This is a genomic window from Streptomyces sp. Alt3, assembly GCF_030719215.1.
Classification (GTDB): domain Bacteria; phylum Actinomycetota; class Actinomycetes; order Streptomycetales; family Streptomycetaceae; genus Streptomyces; species Streptomyces glycanivorans.
The window spans coordinates 6,891,343-6,908,568 of record NZ_CP120983.1; the positions used below are offsets into that span (position 1 = coordinate 6,891,343).

The window sequence follows — 17,226 nt, forward strand, 5'->3', positions numbered from 1 at the left end:
CTGCCCGACTCAGCAGCTCAGAACAGGCCTCGTACCTTGATCTGGACACCACTTCCGTGATCTCCTGGTGCTCATTCATCTCGTCGTGGCGGAGGTCGGACTGTGGCAGCGCAACCGGGGGGGTACTACGGTGTGCCTCTTGAGCGGAGCGACTACCTTAAACTCGACCCGCACAAGAACAGTTGTACCCCCGAGGGATTCCCCGAGTGGCTGGCGACCTTCGGCGAAGGGAAGCGGCTGGCGGTCGACCTCTTCTCGGGTGCCGGCGGTCTGACCTTCGGTCTGGAGAAGGCCGGATGGACCGTTGCAGCCGCCGTCGACTTCGACGAACGCGCACTGGAGACACACGCGGCGAACTTCCCCGGCATGAGTCTCCACATGGACCTCGGGGATCCCTCGGAGCGTGACCGGCTCGTGGAACTGGTGGGACCGGCGAAGATCGACCTGGTAGCCGGCGGCCCCCCGTGCCAGCCGTTCAGCAGGGCGGGTCGCAGCAAGATCCGCCATCTCGTCAAGAAGCACAATCGTGATCCGCTGGATCGACGCAAGGAACTCTGGGTTGCCTACCTGGACGTGGTCAAGAGACTCCGCCCGCGCGTAGTGCTCATGGAGAACGTGCCTGACATGGGCCTCGGTGACGACTTCTTCGTCATCCGCTTGATCGAGGACGAGCTGGAGGAGCTGGGGTACGCGACCCAGGTCCGGCTCGTGGACGCCTGGAACTACGGCGTGCCGCAGCACCGCAAGCGCCTGATACTGCTGGCGCGGAACGACGTGGACAGTTTTGCCTGGCGTGATCCTGACGCGAAGCGGACCAGTCTGCGGGACGCCATCGGCGATCTCCCGAAGCTTGACGTCGTGCCGTTGGAACGCGTCGGAAGTCGCAAACTCGACTACCGCTCACCGAGGCAGCCGTCTGCCTTCGCGAAGACCATGAGGGAGGGCGCCGAGAAGGGCTTGGTCTGGGACCACATGACGCGGAGGGTCCGGGAGGACGACTTCGAGATCTTCACCGAGATGGACTCCAAGACCCTGTACTCGGAGATCGACGAGGGGCTGCGTCGGTACAAGGCCAACCACTTCACGGACAAGTACAAGAAGCTCGACTGGGCCGACCTCAGCCGGACCATCACAGCTCACATCGCCAAGGACGGTTACTGGTACATCCACCCTGACCAGTCGCGCACGCTCACCGTGCGTGAGGCGGCCCGCCTCCAGACGTTCCCCGACCGGTTCCGGTTCGCAGGCACGCGCAGTGACGCGTTCCGCCAGATCGGCAACGCGGTACCCCCCCTGCTGGGCGAGGCTGCGGCCGAGGTCCTCAAGCCGCTCGAAGGAGTGCAGTCGCCCTCTGACGGACTGCGACCGCACTGGCGGGAGGTGCGGCAGACGCTCACTGACTGGGCGGACCGGAGGCGTGGCGGAGTCGACTGGTACCAACTACCCGGAGCGAAGCCCGTCGTACTCCACGCCGCGGTGATGGCAGTGGTGTCGATGTCGAAGATGAAGCCCACGGTGTTGGCAGGGCTGATGGCAACCGTCCGGAAGGCGAAGCGGCTCACGTCGCCGGTCTTCGGGAGGCTGGTCGAGGCGGCACCCACCGATGCTGTCAGAGCCCGGATCGATCGGTTGGCGCCCCTCGTGGACCAGCCCCTGATCTGGAACAAGCCCGAGTCCGTACTCGACAAACTGGCGTTGAAGCCCAGTGAGGAAGCGCTCTACCGGCTGCTGAGTGGTGATGACCTCATGCTGGTCGGCCACGGAACCCTGCGGGTGGCCGCGAGGCTGAACAACACGGAGGTGGACCGCAACCGGCTGAGTGACGGACGGGTTCACCTGGTGAAACTCGTCGGAGCGGGCGACGACGCGCCTCTCCGCATGGCGGCCCTGCGGCTCATCGGCGCGGAGCTGTGCAGGGAGAAGCAGCCAGTCTGCTCCGAGTGCCCCCTTGCCGCGTACTGCCCGCGCAAGGACGTCCTGTCCGATGACCTCTTCACCCTCGTGGGCACGGAGGACTAGGAACGGGGGGCTCCGGTACCCGGTGCGTCGCCGACGCCACACGTTGCGCTGCGGCGTCGGCGTCACGGCGGATCTCGCACTCCCAGACCCTGACCACGACCCACCCCGCAGCCTGTACGGCCTCGGTGTTCCGCAGGTCCCGCGCGGCGTTCGCCGCGATCTTCTCCGACCACAGACGTGCGTTCGGGCCCTGGAACCGGCGGGGTCCGTGTTCCGGGCACCCGTGCCAGAAGCAACCGTCGACGAAGACCGCGACCCGGTGCTTCGGCAGTACGAAGTCCGCCGTGCACCGGGTCGCGACCTTCCGGTGCAGGCGGAACCTCAACCCGAGCCGGTGCACGGCGCTCCGCAGGGATCGTTCCGGAGCCGTGTCTCGGATCCTGCGTCCGTGAAGGTGCTCGCCCTCGTGGGTACTCACCCATTCGTCACCCGTGTTCGTCACCTTCTCTCCGGCGGTTCCTCGTCCTACGCTTCCACGATGGCAGACTGGGGGCCATGATCCGAGAACCGGCAGAACTGCGAGTCGACGACAGCGGACGGGTCGAGATCCCGCTGGGCCTCCTGGCTGAAGCCGGCATCAGCCCCGGCACCGAGTTGCTCGCGTTCAGCGACGGCGACGGACGTATCGTGCTCCGGCGAGCCGAGGACGCGGTCCGCGACCTCCTCGAAGATGGTCGGCTCTAGCGTTTCCCAGTGCGCCGCGCAGGAGCCGTCAGGCGCCCCGCTACGCTGACGCCGGACGAAACCCTAGGCGCAGAGCCTCACGCCGTACGTGCAGGGCCTGGACCGCCTGGGAGACGGGGATCAGCTCGCCGGTGTCGAGTCGCTTGGCGACCGTGAACGCCAGCTGGCGTTCGGGAAGTTCGAGGTTCCCGGTCTCCTTGGCCCACTGTCCGATAGCGTCCCACTCCTCTACTGCGATGCTTTCGACCTCGTCCACGGCCTCGTCCCCGTCGACGGGCTGGGCTGCCATCTCGACCGGCTGCTCCAGCAGTTCGTCAGCCAGTGTCTCCGGCACCGTCCAGTGCACCCGCGAGACGGCATCCCAGCACGCGGACTGCTTCGCCCACTCACCGACGTGCCTGTTCGCGGCGACCACGACGCGCTTGACCCGGGGGCACAGTTCGTCCAGTGCCGCCCTGAGGGCCGGCGTGACGTCCTGCTCCCGCCAGATGCGGTCCAGGTCGATCCGCCGGTCTGTCTCGAGGGAGAGACGGGCCATCGTGTAGGTGGTGACCAGACTCTTATGGCTACCCGCCCCGTGCTCGGCCGCAGCCCTGTCGACGGCCTTGAACAACAGGGCCATGGCGATCACGCGCTGGCAGTACCTGAGGTCGACGGTCGGGGTGGACTCCTCGACACGGATCATGAACTCGGCGAAGTTCTTCTGTGCGCCCCGGCTGACGTAGTAGGGCAACTGTTCCCAGGAGTGGACGTACTTCGCGAGGTCGGACTTGCTGAACTTCTGCCGGGTGGGGCACAGCACCTTGAACCTGCGTTGCGCCACAGGGCTGGTGGCCTTCGACAGCTCGTCGGCGTACTGGCCCCGTGCGCGTTCGTAGAACCAGCGGGTCTCCTGGCTGCTTCCGTCCGCCGCGGGAGCCCAGAGCGTCCGGGTGATCCGTTCGAAGGCGACGTGGAACTCGTGGTTGGAGCTGAAGTCGACTAGGGAGACCCTGTTCTGTGTGTTCGAGAACCGGGAGATCTTCGGAACGATCTCCGCGAGGTGCTCGGGCCTGACCATGGTGAGCTTCATCTGGACGCGCACCTGTGAGAGGTCGCCCTTCGCACCGACGAGCACGTGGTGGAGGGAGGCCGTGGTCTGACCGCCGTTGACGATCTGCAGGCCGCGCATCTCCCTGATGGCCACGTACTCCCCGTCCTCGTTCTCGACGAAGTCGACGTGGGACGCCGTGGCGGTGATGCCGTTGTTGTAGGCCAGGAAACGGGCCGGTGCCTTGAGCAGGGTGTCCTTGATGCCGCGGTTGACCGCGCCGCGCGTCTGCAGGAAGGCGCGGACGTTGAGCTCCAGCAGTCTGGTCCTGTGTTCGTCGTACAGCTCGGCGAGCCTCTGGCCCGGAACGACCGCGAGAACCACCGAGTGGTTCGGCTCCGAGCTCGGAGCCGAGAGGCAGGGCAGAGGGGGATCGAAGCTGACCACGATGGGCTCTCCGATCATCCCGGACGTCGCCTGACGGTGTAGACGGCTCAGATCCCATATCTCGTGGGTGACCGGGATGCCGCCCAGTTCCGTCGGCGCCGGAGCAGCCGACGTGCTCACCCGGTTGCTCAGCAGGAAGAGCCGGATCCTCGGAACGTCGGCGAGCGCCTTCTCCACGGCCTCGCACATGTCACGGACGTCGGAGTGCTCGTCGAGGTTCGGCCGTATGCTTCCGCACCGGCGGGCGAACGTCAGCAGGCGCCTGAACAGCTTCTCCGACTCCGCCTTGGTGAGCCTGTCCTCCCACTGGGTCAGCCTGAAGTCGGTGATGAACAGGTCGAGACTTCCGTGGGCCTCGCCCAGGCCGTATCCGTACACCTCGACACCGTGGGCCTTGTGGTAGGCGGTGAAGGTGTTCGACACCACGCCGGCCTGCTCGAGGTCCTCCAGCACCCGGCGGGTGAACGTCCCCGGAATGGAGGTCTGCTCCGCCTCCGCGGTGGCCTGTGTGTCGGCGATGAGCGTGCGGGCGAAGTCGTTCAGCTCGAGCTCAGCCATCGGTTCCTCTGATAAAGGCAGTGACCTGGTCAGTCGTGACACGGTAGTCGTCGAGCGCGGACGTGCTGATGTTGTAGGTGCAGTCGCCCACTCCGGCAGGAAGCGTCGACTCGATCAGCCGGGGGAAGCCCTCACGGACCTCCCAGGTCCGGGTCTGGCGGAGGGTGTAGCGGGGTTCGTCGTAGAGATCCCTGTGTCCCGGCAGGTAGCCGACCTGTATCAGCAGGCTGTCGAGGTGTGACCTGGCTTCGGGGTTGGTGAGCCGGTGACGGATACGGTCCACCAGAGCGTTCAGGCTCTCTCCCGTGCCTCCGCGCCGCTCGTCGACGGATATCAGGCTGAGGAGCAGGGCCGGCGTGCCCGTACTGTCGAGCTGCCGCTCACTCGCCACCCGAACGGTGCGCGGGTTCTTCGCGGTGGTCGTCTTCACCTCGACGGCCACGTCGGGGAGCTGGAAGTCCTGGTTGCTTCCACCGGGCCCGGTCCATGCCTGGACTCCCGAGGTCTGGGCCGCGGACGGCAGCACGTACTCGTTCAGGAAGTACAACTCGCCGAACAGTCCTCGTCGGGTGTCGGCGGTGAGACCGTTCTTGCCGACCGCCCGCAGGAGTTGCTGCCAGGAGCTGAACCGCCGCACGGCTGCCTCGAGGGCGGTCTCCGTGGTGGGCGCGTCCTTCACCGCGGACGCGATGTCCGAGACGAGCGGGGTGAACACCTCCCGCAGCTCGTCAGCAGTGAGGGACACCTGCAGCTCGTACTCGTGACGTGACTGGGCCGTGATGCACAGGTCGAGACCCGCCGTCCGCGGAAGCTCCCCGACCGACCGGACGATGCCGTCGGCAGCCCGGGCGTCAGCCTTGAGGAGCAACATCCGCCGGCGTCCCGGGTGGGTGACGGACACGTGGATGTCGTGCGGCGACTCGGGGTACACGCGACGGGTCGACCTGCCCTGACCGGCCTGGGGCTCCTCCAACTCGAGCCAGAGTTCCTCGTCGATGTTCACTCGTCCTCGTCCTCCGCCTCGTCCATCTCCATGTCCTGCTTCCACCAGATGTCGTTGACGACGTACTCCGTCTTGCTCTGGTACTGGGAGAACGGGAAGCTCACCGCGAACCCCACCAGCGGCGTCGAGGCGCCGAGAGTGCTGGAGGCCGGCGGGGTGATCGGATAGACCAGCAGCAGGGGCTGGTCGGTGCGCCGCTGATCCCGCAGGGGGCGTCCCGTCGGGACCTTCGGGTCGCGTGGCTCGCCGTTGCGGTTCGTCTTGCCCTCGGCTGCCTTCCTGACCGCAGCGAGAGCCCTTGTCTTCTGTCCCTCGTCCAGGTCGGTGCTCTCGTCCAGGGGGCTGAGGACGCGCTTGATCGTGTAGCGGACGTCCGCCGTGGGATTGGGGTTCTTCCGCGTCACCAGACCGATGTTGTGGCCTGCGATGTCGACCGGGTGCTCGGCGGGGGACTTGCTGACGAGACGGACGGTCCAGTTGCCCAGTTCTCCGTACCGTGCGCTCTGGCGGATGTACGCGGCGATGAACGCCGGCCGCACCCGATGTGCCTTTCGGTCCGTCACGTAGGCGTCGAAGAAGCCCGCAGCGACCTCCTCGGGTGGCACGTTCTCCCAGATGACGCTGCCGCTGTCTTCGTCGACGGTAGGGATGCCGAGGTTCGTCAGGCTTCTGGCGAAGGTGTTCAGTGTGTCGAAGTTGTGCCGGACGACGTCCTTGTGCAGGTTGAAGATCGTGGTCTCGGCGATCTCTCCGGAGTAGCTGAGCCGGACCCGGATCTTCTTCCGCATCTTGTTGGCCGCGGTGATGCCGAGGCCCAGGGACGAGGTCCTGACCTTCAGACCGAATTCCCGAGGAGTGAGACCCAGCGCGGCCATCTCCTCGATGTCCCGTCGAAGTTCGTCGGTGGCCGCTGTGATCTCTGCGTAGGCTCCGACGAGCTGGGGCGTCGTGTACAGACGGCAGAGGTCCTCGTAGCCGGGCCGGTAGCCGAACCAGCGGCCCATCTGCAGAAGGGTGTCGTACGTCTTCGAGAACCGAAGGTAGTAGCTGACGGACAGGCCTTCGAGCGTCAGCCCGCGGGACAGTTTCTCGCCGCCGATGGCGATCACGGAGAGGCCGTTCTTGCGGTTCTCGTAGTACTCGAGCACGTCGCGGGCGGTTCCATTCACGGCTTTCACCGAGATCTTGCGGAGTGCGGGGAGGAGTTGTTCGCTAACCTCGCTCCACTCGAGACGTTCGGCCTCGTCAGCGGGGAAGTGCCTGGTGGAGGGGACGAAGTCGCGCTCCCACTGCTGGCGCAACTCCTCCGTACAGTTGGCTGCGGCGCTTCCGTACCGGTCTCGGAGGCTGTCGACCAGAAGGCGCACGTAGGTGTCCACCTGCTCGCGCACGTGCCCCTGCACTGCGGTGAAGCGGGTGACATGTACGAGCATCGAGTTGTGCACTGTGACCTGGCCGCGCGCACGGCGCGCAGCGCACGTGAGGACGAACGAGCGGACTGCCGTCCTGAGAGAAGCGGGCAGGGTGTCCGTCGGCACGTGGCTGGACTTGTGCTTGTTGGGCATCCAGGCGTCTGTGTCTCTGATCCGCTCCACGAGTGGCAGGGGTTCCACGTCGTCCTCGTCCTCGTCATCGGTGCGAAGACCGAAGAGCCGCTCCGGGCCGAGGTAGTTGGACGGGGCGCGGAGGGCGCGGATGAAACTTGAAGGGAACAGGTCGCTCCCCAGCTCGTCGTGGTCGGCGTCGGGGTCGATGTAGATGTTGGCGAACGGGGTCGCGGTGTAGCCGACGTACGACGTTTTATCGAAGCTGTTGACCAGCTGCCGGATCGCGGCGTTGATCTTCGAAGGGTCGGTGTCAGGATCCTTCGAGGTGTTGATGGAGGCGTTGTCCGCCTCGTCGTCGATCACGAAAAGAGGAATGTCGCGGACGATCTTCCGGCCGGTCGCGGGGTCCTCCTCACCGTGGACCTCGGTGACCCAGGTGCGGAGGTAGTCGATGATCCGCCGGTGCTTCTTGACCACCAGAACGATGGGGAAGCTGCCGATCGGGAGGTTTGCCTTTGACGCCGTCTTGCGGTCGAAATCCCCCTTCTCGGCGCTGTTCGTCAGGGACGCCGCAGGGAGCTTCTTCACATGGGACATCGCCCCGACGCCGATCTTGTAGTTGGCGCCCTCCTGATCGGACCTGAGCTGGTACTGGGAGTCAAACCCCAGGAGCCCCTCGTCGATGCGCAGTTGGGTCTGGCTCCGTAGGTCATTGTGGATGCCGGCGAAGACGACGATGAGGCGGTAGCCGGCGTCTGCTGCTTTCGAGGCGAGTCCGATGTAGTCGCCGGTCTTGCCGGACTGCACTTGCCCGATCACCAGGCCGGTACGGTGCCACTCCCCGGGGCGGCGGGGGTCCTCGAGTTCCCCCAGGACCTCGTCAGTGCTCTGGTCGAGCCGTGACACGACACGGGGTGGAAGTTTCCGGACGCTCTGCAGGTAGCGCTTGTAGCGGTCCCAGAAGTCCCATGGGCGGTCGTTCTTCGCGTCGGCCAGCCACGCCAGGTGGCCCTCGTCGTTGTGCAGGGCAGAGGAGGACTCCTGAAAGACGGAGGTCATTGCTTCCAGCGCCTTGGTCAGCTGCTGTCGATCAATACTCAAGCCTTGGGCGGTCATCACACTGAGGGCCGTGTTGACGGCGAGTTCCACCTCGTCCGGAGTGGCCTGGTGGTCGGCGGGCAGGAAAAGAAGTGCTGCCTGCGTGGCCTTGGCAAGGGCGTCATCAGGGGTAGGACTCACGGGGACCTCCGGGCCGACGAATCTGACGCTGCGTAGATTAGAGGTGGGTACGGACAGTGCGGTCACTCGTTCCAGAACCCCTGCTTCTGGTCGAAGGGTGGCATCAGTCTGAGCTGGGCTCGCGCCTCCTCCGCCGTCCGGCCCTGGACCAGCATCACTTCGAAGACCTGCTGTGCCACTTCCAGTGTCTGCTCGTCCGAAGGCCCCGGCCCGCCGAAGGGCTCGGGGTCGTCGAGGGAGTCCGTCTCGTGCAGAACCCGCAGAGCAGTCACTGGAACGGTCTCCTCCAGAAGGCGCAGGAGTGCGCGCAGGCGGGTACCGTCCCCCTGGCCGCCTTTGAGAGCCTCTTGGACGAGCGGATGACTCCTGTTGATCCTGCAACTGATCCTGCCGCCATCCCTGCGGACGGTCCAGACGTACCGGAGAGGATCCCCGTACCGGCGTGCGGCGATGCGTCCCCGGTGCCGCAGTGCGTCCGCTGCCTGGCCTCGGGCGTGCATGGCGATCCGCCGAAGGTGCCCCCGGAGGGCCACCGGTGGTACGACGCTGGCCTTCCGGACGTCCACGGCCCAGTCCGCGTCACTCTCGGCGGGGATGTCCACCGCGATGCGCGCGAGGCTGAACTTCTCCTCACGTCGCAGCCCGCGGATCCCCAGCCAGTCCCCGGCCAGAATCAGGCGGTCCCGCCGGTAGACGTAGAACCCCTGTTGTCCGAGCCACCCCTGAGGACCCGCTGCCGCCTCGTACGCGGAGACTGACAGGCGCTGTGCGTTCGGCAGGACGTACGGCTCAACCCGTACCGAACCGTCTGCGAGTGGAAGGTCCTCTGCCGGAAGCCGTTGCACGGAGGGGTGGGAGGCGAGGAAGGGATCCCAGGGTTCCACCGGACTGTTCGAGAGGCGCAGTTGCCGACGTGTGGTGCCGGTGAGGAAGCGGGCGAACACCATGCCGAGGTGGGTACCTGTGCGCTCGGCTTCCGCGTAGAACTGCTGCTGCGTCTTCTCGTCGTCCTCGGCGACTTCGTCGGAGCGGTAGCCGGTGAGTTGTCTCCACAGGACCACCGTTCCATGGGTCCTGTCGCCAACGAGCGTCTCCACCAGCGCGGTGGTCTCCGGGCATGCACCCCGCAGAAGCCTCCACTCCCCGAACTCCTCCACGACGTCGAGGTCCCAGGTACGTGTGTGCCACGTGCCGTCGGTGGCGGTGGCGACGGTCAGCTGACGGGCCTGAGAGAACGACGCAGACTTCAGACCCACACCGAAGCGTCCGAGGTCCGTCGAGGTACGCGGCGTTGCGGGACCACGGGCCGCGACGGTCATCGCGATGATCAGGTTCTTCTCGGTCATGCCGGTACCGTCGTCGACCACCGAGACCCACGAGTCCCGGCCGGCCCAGGTGAAGTCGACGTCGATGTTCTGCGCGTCGGCGGAGATGCTGTTGTCGATCAGGTCTGCGATGGCCGCCGGAAGCGAGTAACCGAGGGAGCTCAGGGACGCGACCATGCCTGCGGGGTCGGGAGCTGCGACGTCGAACTTCACCAGCACGCTCCGAACCGGGTCCTTCGGCAGGCAGTCACTTCGTGGCTGCCGGTCCCGTGAGTTGGGATGTGACGGGATCGCGATCAGTCAGCTCGTGGCTCGCTCACATCACACACAGCATTCGCATGCCGCCCCCGAGTAATCCTAGCGAATCCGATGTACTTATCGGAAACCAGACCGCGGTCCTACCGGAACCGCGGGTGCCAACGGTCCACGGACAGTCCGAGCTTATCCAGGTGTACCCGGCGACGCCCCACGGGGGAAGGACCTCTTCGCCACGTCGAAGTGCACCCCTCGGTCGGTAGGTCGGGCCTCACCAGTACTCCCACGGGCGCGACGAGGTCGGGTGGCGTTCCCAAGGCCTACATGTACCGGAGGGAAGTGGCGTGCATCATCGGCACCAAGAGGGGACGCAGGGAGAGCTGTTGCGGGGTGCCGACGCACCAGGTCCAGTCGACCGCCGAACGCCGGCCAGCCGATGCGGCAGACGGGCCGTCGCTTCGCCCTCCCGAAGCTCTCCCCTCAGGCGGTCCAACTGCCGTGCCGCACAACGGTCTCGAGCAGATCGAGGTGTTGGGCGGAGGCAGCGGCGAGAGAGTGATCTCGGTTGCGTCGGCTTCCGGACACGGGCCCGTGCTGACGGGGAACCCGCAGTGCCAGACGACGAGTTGGGCGAGAATGCTTTCCCAGGACAGGTCGGATGTCACCCCTGCGGTGATCTCCATCGCCCGCAGCCTGGTTGCAGTCCGGAGCAGGTCGTAGATCCGCTCAGGTCCGGAACGCCAGGCTCGGTGCGCGTGGACTTGGTCACGAGCACTGGAGATAGTCCAACTCGGGTTTCACACGCGATTCCTACTTGTCCACGATCGACCGTTGACCCGCGACAGGGCTGGTGGTGGGGAGAGTCCATGAGCAGGGCCCTCCCCACCGGTGTTTCACAGGGTCGGATCCCAGTACCCGACTCTCGAACCGTCCGGAGAACCGAACAGGTGCCAGCGGGAGAGGTTCCGGTTCCAGGACTGGCACGCGGTCTCGGGAAGCTGGAGGCAACCGTGGTCCGCGCCCTCGTTTGTGATCATGCAGTTGGGGTCGTACAGGCAGGAGTCGTTGTCGACGGCCCGGCTCACAACCGCGTCCAGGTTCTGCTCGAGCACGGTCCGCATGGCGCCGAGGCTGAACTCGCTTCCGCCGTTGGGGTAGATGGCGAAGGCCAGGTCGTACGGGAAGAGGTACTCGGACAGGCTCGTCTCGCTGTAGCCGCTGTCCACCGCGAGGGCTCGGAGCAGTTGGTGGGACAGGGAGTGGAGCAGGCCGAACAGCTCGTGGACAGGAAGATCGGGATGCCCCGGTGCCGGGCGGGTCTCGTGGGAGAGCGCCTCACCGTTGCTCGGACCGAGCTGGTGCACCAGCCACTGGGCGACACCGCCGGCGTCCTCGAGAGCGCTGCGGCTGACGAGTTCGTTGCGGACGAGCCACCGACTCACCCGCTGCCTGTCCACCGGGAAGAGCAACGCCTCCGCCTGGGTGGGGTGGGCGTACAACAGGGTCTTCTCGGGTGCGCCCCGAGAGGCACGCCCCCGGTAGGGCACGAGGTCCGCCTCCTCGGGGCTGAACCCGGTTCGGCTGTAGCCGATCGCAAGGTAAGTGATCGGAAGATCGCTCACCAGGCATGTGTCCTGGCTCAGGCCGGCAGCGGTGAGGACCCCGGGGTACCGCTCGTAGAGTGCGCGACGGATGGAGTTCCTGGCTTCCCGCTGGAGACGGGGAACGCTCAGGCGTTCCAGGTTGAGGACCCGCCGGTAGGTGTGCAGCTCAGCCGCGAGCCCGCGCGCGTCATCGCCCTCGGTGTCGAGATTGAGCGCTTTGCCCACCCGGTCCTGCAGGTGGTCCACCTCGACCGGCATGAACCGTGATCTGAGTGCCCGTGCCTGGTCATGCAGTCCTGCCTCCTCCATCACACGGATGCTCTCGACGACCTCGTCGGGGACGTCGACCGTATGTCCGTCGGTAAGTCGGCGGAACTCGTCTTCGGTGATCTCCCCGAGCCACCAGCCGAGTACCGCGGTGGTGTAGAGAGGATTGCTCTGGCGCGTGGCCTCCTCGGTCGTGGTCACGTTCACAAGCGTCAGGCCCTGGCCCACGTGAGCGGTCCCCGCGGTGTGGAGCAGCGGGCTCATGTACTTGTCCGGGTAACTGCACGAGGAGTTGACGCAGCTCCGCTGCACGGGGAGGTGGAAGCCGCAGCTCATGCACTCCCATCGGAAGTCACGGAACCGACTGGCGCGGTCGTCGAGTTTGAACCGAGCGTGGCCCCGCGGACACTTGTGTGGGGGGTGCATGGGTGACGTCTCCCCGCACCGATGGGCGAAGACGAACTGGAGCTGCCGGTTTCCGACACCGTTGCCGCAGAGGGGACATGCCGGAGGCCAGTCGTCGGTTCCGGGCCGGGGGTCGGTGGCCGTCCAGACGTGGCCGCACTCACCACTGGAGCACCGTACGACTCGGGGCCAGACCCGGCAGAAGACCTTGCCGGGGACGACGACCTCGTAGTGGCGCGCCGCGAGTCGGTCCTCGTCTCCGGGGAACTCCGGTGCCCGGTCTGCTCCGCCGGCGAGCGCGCGTCCGGCGGCCCGCCACCTGCGTACGAACCTCGTGGCCTCCTGGACCAAGTGCTCGCGGTCGAGTGAGGGGCCGTCGAACTCCTCGTCACGCCCGAACTGGACCACCTGAGCCGTGTATCCGCCCCGGTGGTCGAACGTCTGCCCGGGACGGTATCGGTAGAGAACCTGGCCGCGACCACGGGCCATGTCGTCGTTCCTGGGGTTGAACGCCATCACGACCTCCTGCCATCGGACACGATGTGGAACGGGATGCCTTCGGAGACGTCCCGGAGACTGGTCATGGGCCGGTGCTCGAGGCCGAGGTAGTCGCCCGTAGCGCGGTACCCACGGCTGTTCCCGCCGGCGAGACCGGCGGACGCACCGGCCGACCGAAGGCTGGCCAGCGCATGCTCCACCATGTCCACGAGGTCGCGTCGGAGTTCCTCCCCCTCGGGACGCTCGGACTGGAAGACCGTGTGCAGCGCCTCCAACAGCTGGGTGAGCTGCACCGTTTCCAATCCCCCGCCGACGGGGTCACGGAGGGCCGCCTGCATCTTCGAGAGATCGTGGAGGTGGCCGGGTGCGTTGCCCTCCTGCCACCAGTCGTGGTTGGCGATCTGGAGCAGGTGGCCCATGAGGATGCCCGGGAGGGTTCTGCGTACCGCGAAACGGCTCCAGCGGTTGATGGCCACCGGCTCGACCATCCGGTCCAGGTACTCGTGGAACTTGCCGTGGTAGCGGTAGTGCGAGCGGTCCCGTTCCCGTACCGGGTTGAAGAGCATGAACACGAGGCCGTGGTAGGCGCGGCCCACGCGGGACGAGGCCTGGATGTACTCGGCCATGGACCTGGGCATCCCGTTGAACAACATGAGGTTCAGCCGGTCCACGTCAACGCCGTGGCTGACCATGCTCGTCGCCACGACCATGCCCGTGTTGCCGTTGGTACTGCCCAGGTCGTCCAAGACTCCGCGCACCTCGTCCAAGCGCGTCTCGCCCTTGAGCTCGGCCACACGGAGATCCGGGAACCCCTCCCTACGCAGGACCTCGTTGACCTGGGTGTCCAGTGAACGTCGGATACGGCCGAAGTCGACGAGCGTGGTGGCGTAGGTGAGGCTCGTACGGTAGAGGTCCACGACCGCACGCAGTTCGTCGTCGGGCCAGCCGGAGACAGCCGCGGGCAAATCTTGGCGCCGGTCGAGCTTCCACAGCGCCCGGTGAGCAGACGTCAGTATCCTGACCAGCGTCATCTCCGCCGTTCCTCGCGTCGGCATGACTCCGACGAAACGGCGCAGGGGGAGGCTCCGGTCGAGCCGCCAGTAGAAACTCTCGTCCAGGTTCGGCCCGGGAAGCGGAACCACCACAGACCTCAGACCGAAGAGGTGCTCGCTCTGGCGGTCCTCGCCGCGGATGGTCGCGGTGGTCGCGACCACCTTCATCCTGACCCTCCTCCCGTCGGAGCGCTGCTGGGAGGACAGGGTGCGCTGGACCTCGGCCAGCAGGCCCTCGTAGTGCCCCGAGAACGCTCCGAGTTCCTCGTTGACCATGTGCAGCTCGTCGATGATTTCCAACGACGGAGAGGGGTCGTAGAGAGGGGTGTCCAGACGGCGGGGGGTGGTTTTCGCGTGGCCTGGCGCGTGACGTTCGTGGCACTTCCCGCCCCGGCCGAATCCGTGCGGGGCACACCAGCAGTCGACGTCGCCCAAGAGCGCGCCGAATCGGTCCGACAGGCCGATGTTGGCGAGCTTGTCCAGCGTTCCGACCACCACCGTGGGCAGGTAGCGATAGATCTCGGTGTCCACGACGACGATCGGAAGGGTCTTCCCGCACTCCTCGTTGCTGCACACGTGTTCGAGACGGAGTCGCGACGGGTCGGGTTCCGGGATGCGGATGGACCGTTCCCCACAGTACGGACAGTCGTGGACGAGCCGGTACGTGTGCCGTGCCTCCTCGCTGGACCGGAGTCGGTCGAGCATGCCGTCGGAGAGCAGAGAGTTGGGCGTGTTGCCGGCACCGGCGTAGAAGCCGATGAAGAAGGGCCACCCCGGGTCGCCGCCGACCTCCACCAGCCGTTCGGCGTTCCGGTTCCGGACGATGTCTGCCGCGGCGACCGCGTCGAGCTGCCGCTGGGTTTGCTGCAGCGTCAGCAGCCTGAGTGGGAAGCGACACCAGGCGGAGACGCCGACCTTCTTGCCCCTGGCCCGGTCGTAGAACATGCACACCAGGACCAGGCCGAGGTATGCCTCGGTCTTGCCGCCCCCGGTGGGGTACCAGACGACGGTTGCCGCCTCGGTAGGGTCCACGCCTTCGTCGTCGCCCCAGAGCCCAGGGGCGAAGAGGTGCTCCGGATGTTCTCGCCAGGCCAGCGCGCCGAGTTGGCTGACGATGGCCACGAGTTGGAACAGGCGCCACCCCCGACTCGGCCGCTTCTGGCGCCGGTTGAGTTCAACCATGGACTCGTTCGCGAGTTGGAACGCTGTCAGCAGACGCCTGTCCCGTCGCAGCCAGCCGACGCCGTCGCGGAAGCGTGCTACCTCCAAGGCTGCGGCCCTCCGGTCGGCGTCCTTCCGGTGGGCCAGCTCGGGCCTGTCCTGGAGATCCGTGGTGCTCCAGGCGGGGGTTTCCAGGTAGGCCTCCATCTCGTCCGCGAGATCGTCCAGAACCGGGAGGGGGTCGGAGGCGAGCGTCATGTACCCCCAACGCTCGTCGGTCCGTGGCACGGCGCGGTGTGTGTCGTGCTGTGGCACCGGTACGCTGCGCACCGCCACAAGCCGGCCATCGCGCCACCGGGGTTCGACGCCACAGTTGTTGGCGTACGCTCCCAGCTCACCGGAGTACCGGTAGGCATCGGCGCCGAGGTCCATCACGATGGGCAGCAGGCGGTCGCCCTCGACCTCCAGTCCCGCGCGGAAGAGTGCGTTGTCCCTCGCCTCGTCCCGACGGGTACGGCCGGCATTACTGCCGCGACCCTGGACAGTCACGACGGGGTCGGTTGCAAGGTTCTGCAGCGTCACGGTCACCCGGAGCCTTCCGGATGCCACGAGCCTCGACGTGACCACGACATGTGCGGCGGGGGACGGGACGACCGCGTTCCCACCAACCTCCTGGGCCAGCCACTGCTCGAATGCCGTGTCGTCCGACATCGCTGCAGGAGGCACCAACCGTTCCCTGCGGTCGTTCCCGGCACGGCGGTCGATCCGCGGGTCCCGGAGAGCGAACTGGACCGCCTCGTCGAAGGCGTGCCGGAACTCGCGTTCCAGGGTCTGGCGGAGCCCGGTCTCGTGCCCGACGACAATCTCGACCGGTCCGACCGTCACGCCCAGGCGCCGGAACAGCGGCGCAAGCCGGTAGGGCTCCTCGCGCTCCCCGGCCCACTCTCGCTGTTGAGCGCGGGTTGGAAAGGCCGCGTAGTAGAACGACGCTCGGGCCTTGACGGTGATGGAGCTGGAGTTCTCGGCTTCGAACTCGAATCCGAGGCTGTCCGGAGTGGTGCGGCCGTACCTCGGGGCGACACCACCTGGTTCGACGGTGTGTGGGCCGAGACTCTCCATGAAGTAGCGGGCGCTCGGAGGCTCGCCCAGGCAGATGTCGCCCTGGGCCTCTCCGGTCGCGTCGCTCACCACCGCGTTGACAAGGTGCTCGACGAGGGCCGTCTGCTGGGTGACGCTTGGCTCGAACGGAGTTGTGGTCACTGCGACTTCCCGTCGGATTGGGTGCGTCCTACCGACGAAGAAGGAAGATCACGGGAGGGCCTGCTCCGGCAGGTGCTCCGGTCGCTCGCGCACATGGGACGAGGGGGGAGCCGCGGTGGCTCCGAAGGGCGTGCCGACAAAGGCGAAAACGCCAAGTCGGCCCGCAGGACAAGGGTGTCCACGGGAACTCCAGGGTCCGCGAGTCAGAAGCCGCCATGGCACGACGCCATGGCCGGACACCTTCTGCTTCTCCGGACCTCAGCAGCATCGGGTGCAGACCTCTGAAGTCACAAGCTGGTATGCCAAGTTGAGCGATACTGTCTTGATCTGAACTGTCTGTTACCTGAATCACACGTTAGCTCGATCAGACATGCTGGCGGGCGCTGTTGCCTCCCGAGGTATCAAGGCGGCCAAGAGACGAGGCACGCTCGGTCAGCGATCAGGAAGCCTGCTGCCATCATCAAGAAGTGAGGGAGTCGTCAACCGTCGTCATTGCTCGCCCTCGGACGGCCCGAACCTCCGACGGCGAGCATCGCTGTACGCGGTTGGAGCTCCGTCCTGAGCTGCGTGTTATGCGGCCCCACCATCGTCGAGGACGGCCGAAGGGAACACTGCACGGCCTGCCTGGCTTGTGGTGACGAACGGATTGTCCGCGGAGGCGGACTCACCTGCGAGGTGTCGCCACGCATCCCATGTCATGTCCCATAGGCCAGGCAGCGAAGCCGCGTGGACAGCGCCGCGCGACCGGCTCTGTGCGTGATCCCTCGGGCGCCACTGTCCATTGCGGTGGCGGCGCCGGCCGTTCAAAGGCGGCGATGTCACGAGTTGGAGGCGATGCTCCAAGGCAAGCCCGCATACGGCAGCTCCCAGAG

9 protein-coding genes are annotated in these 17,226 nt (G+C 66.5%); 2 read left to right on the top strand and 7 right to left on the bottom strand.

Features of this window, described 5'->3' with window-relative positions; translation table 11 throughout:
- The first annotated feature begins 132 nt into the window (after positions 1-132).
- Complete coding sequence (locus P8A20_RS30515) at positions 133-2,019, top strand: DNA cytosine methyltransferase (protein WP_306104637.1); 1,887 nt, start codon at positions 133-135, stop codon at positions 2,017-2,019.
- Here P8A20_RS30515 and P8A20_RS30520 read toward each other — a convergent pair.
- Complete coding sequence (locus P8A20_RS30520) at positions 1,994-2,461, bottom strand: very short patch repair endonuclease (RefSeq protein ID WP_371934421.1); 468 nt, start codon at positions 2,459-2,461, stop codon at positions 1,994-1,996. The two genes, P8A20_RS30515 and P8A20_RS30520, sit on opposite strands and share 26 nt — an antisense overlap.
- A gap of 53 nt (positions 2,462-2,514) precedes the next feature.
- On the opposite strand from P8A20_RS30520, the gene P8A20_RS30525 reads away from it, so the two are divergent.
- Positions 2,515-2,703, top strand: a complete 189-nt coding sequence (locus tag P8A20_RS30525) for an AbrB/MazE/SpoVT family DNA-binding domain-containing protein (RefSeq protein WP_306104638.1) — start codon at positions 2,515-2,517, stop codon at positions 2,701-2,703.
- Between the two features lie 40 nt (positions 2,704-2,743).
- On the opposite strand, the gene P8A20_RS30530 is transcribed toward P8A20_RS30525, so the two are convergent.
- The 6 genes from P8A20_RS30530 to P8A20_RS30555 form a co-directional block, all read right to left on the bottom strand.
- Positions 2,744-4,738, bottom strand: coding sequence for an AIPR family protein (locus P8A20_RS30530; RefSeq protein WP_306104639.1), 1,995 nt, complete (start codon positions 4,736-4,738; stop codon positions 2,744-2,746).
- On the bottom strand, positions 4,731-5,741 hold the full coding sequence (locus P8A20_RS30535) for a PD-(D/E)XK motif protein (RefSeq protein ID WP_306104640.1): 1,011 nt from the start codon (positions 5,739-5,741) through the stop codon (positions 4,731-4,733). The genes P8A20_RS30530 and P8A20_RS30535 overlap by 8 nt, the downstream gene beginning before the upstream one ends.
- A complete protein-coding gene (locus P8A20_RS30540; RefSeq protein ID WP_306104641.1) occupies positions 5,738-8,527 on the bottom strand; it encodes a Z1 domain-containing protein in 2,790 nt (929 codons plus the stop codon). Before P8A20_RS30540 ends, P8A20_RS30535 begins: the two co-directional genes overlap by 4 nt.
- A 62-nt stretch (positions 8,528-8,589) precedes the next feature.
- Positions 8,590-10,065, bottom strand: coding sequence for an ATP-binding protein (locus tag P8A20_RS30545; RefSeq protein ID WP_306104642.1), 1,476 nt, complete (start codon positions 10,063-10,065; stop codon positions 8,590-8,592).
- Positions 10,066-11,000: 935 nt separating this feature from the next.
- Positions 11,001-12,899, bottom strand: coding sequence for a DUF8724 domain-containing protein (locus tag P8A20_RS30550; RefSeq protein WP_306104643.1), 1,899 nt, complete (start codon positions 12,897-12,899; stop codon positions 11,001-11,003).
- Complete coding sequence (locus P8A20_RS30555) at positions 12,899-16,354, bottom strand: helicase-related protein (protein WP_306104644.1); 3,456 nt, start codon at positions 16,352-16,354, stop codon at positions 12,899-12,901. Before P8A20_RS30555 ends, P8A20_RS30550 begins: the two co-directional genes overlap by 1 nt.
- Positions 16,355-17,226 lie beyond the last annotated feature (872 nt).

Coding starts and splice junctions, on each gene's coding strand:
- P8A20_RS30530 (WP_306104639.1), bottom strand. CDS start 4,738: ATGGCTGAGCTCGAGCTGAACGACTTCGCCCGCACGCTCATCGCCGAC.
- P8A20_RS30525 (WP_306104638.1), top strand. CDS start 2,515: ATGATCCGAGAACCGGCAGAACTGCGAGTCGACGACAGCGGACGGGTC.
- P8A20_RS30550 (WP_306104643.1), bottom strand. CDS start 12,899: ATGGCGTTCAACCCCAGGAACGACGACATGGCCCGTGGTCGCGGCCAG.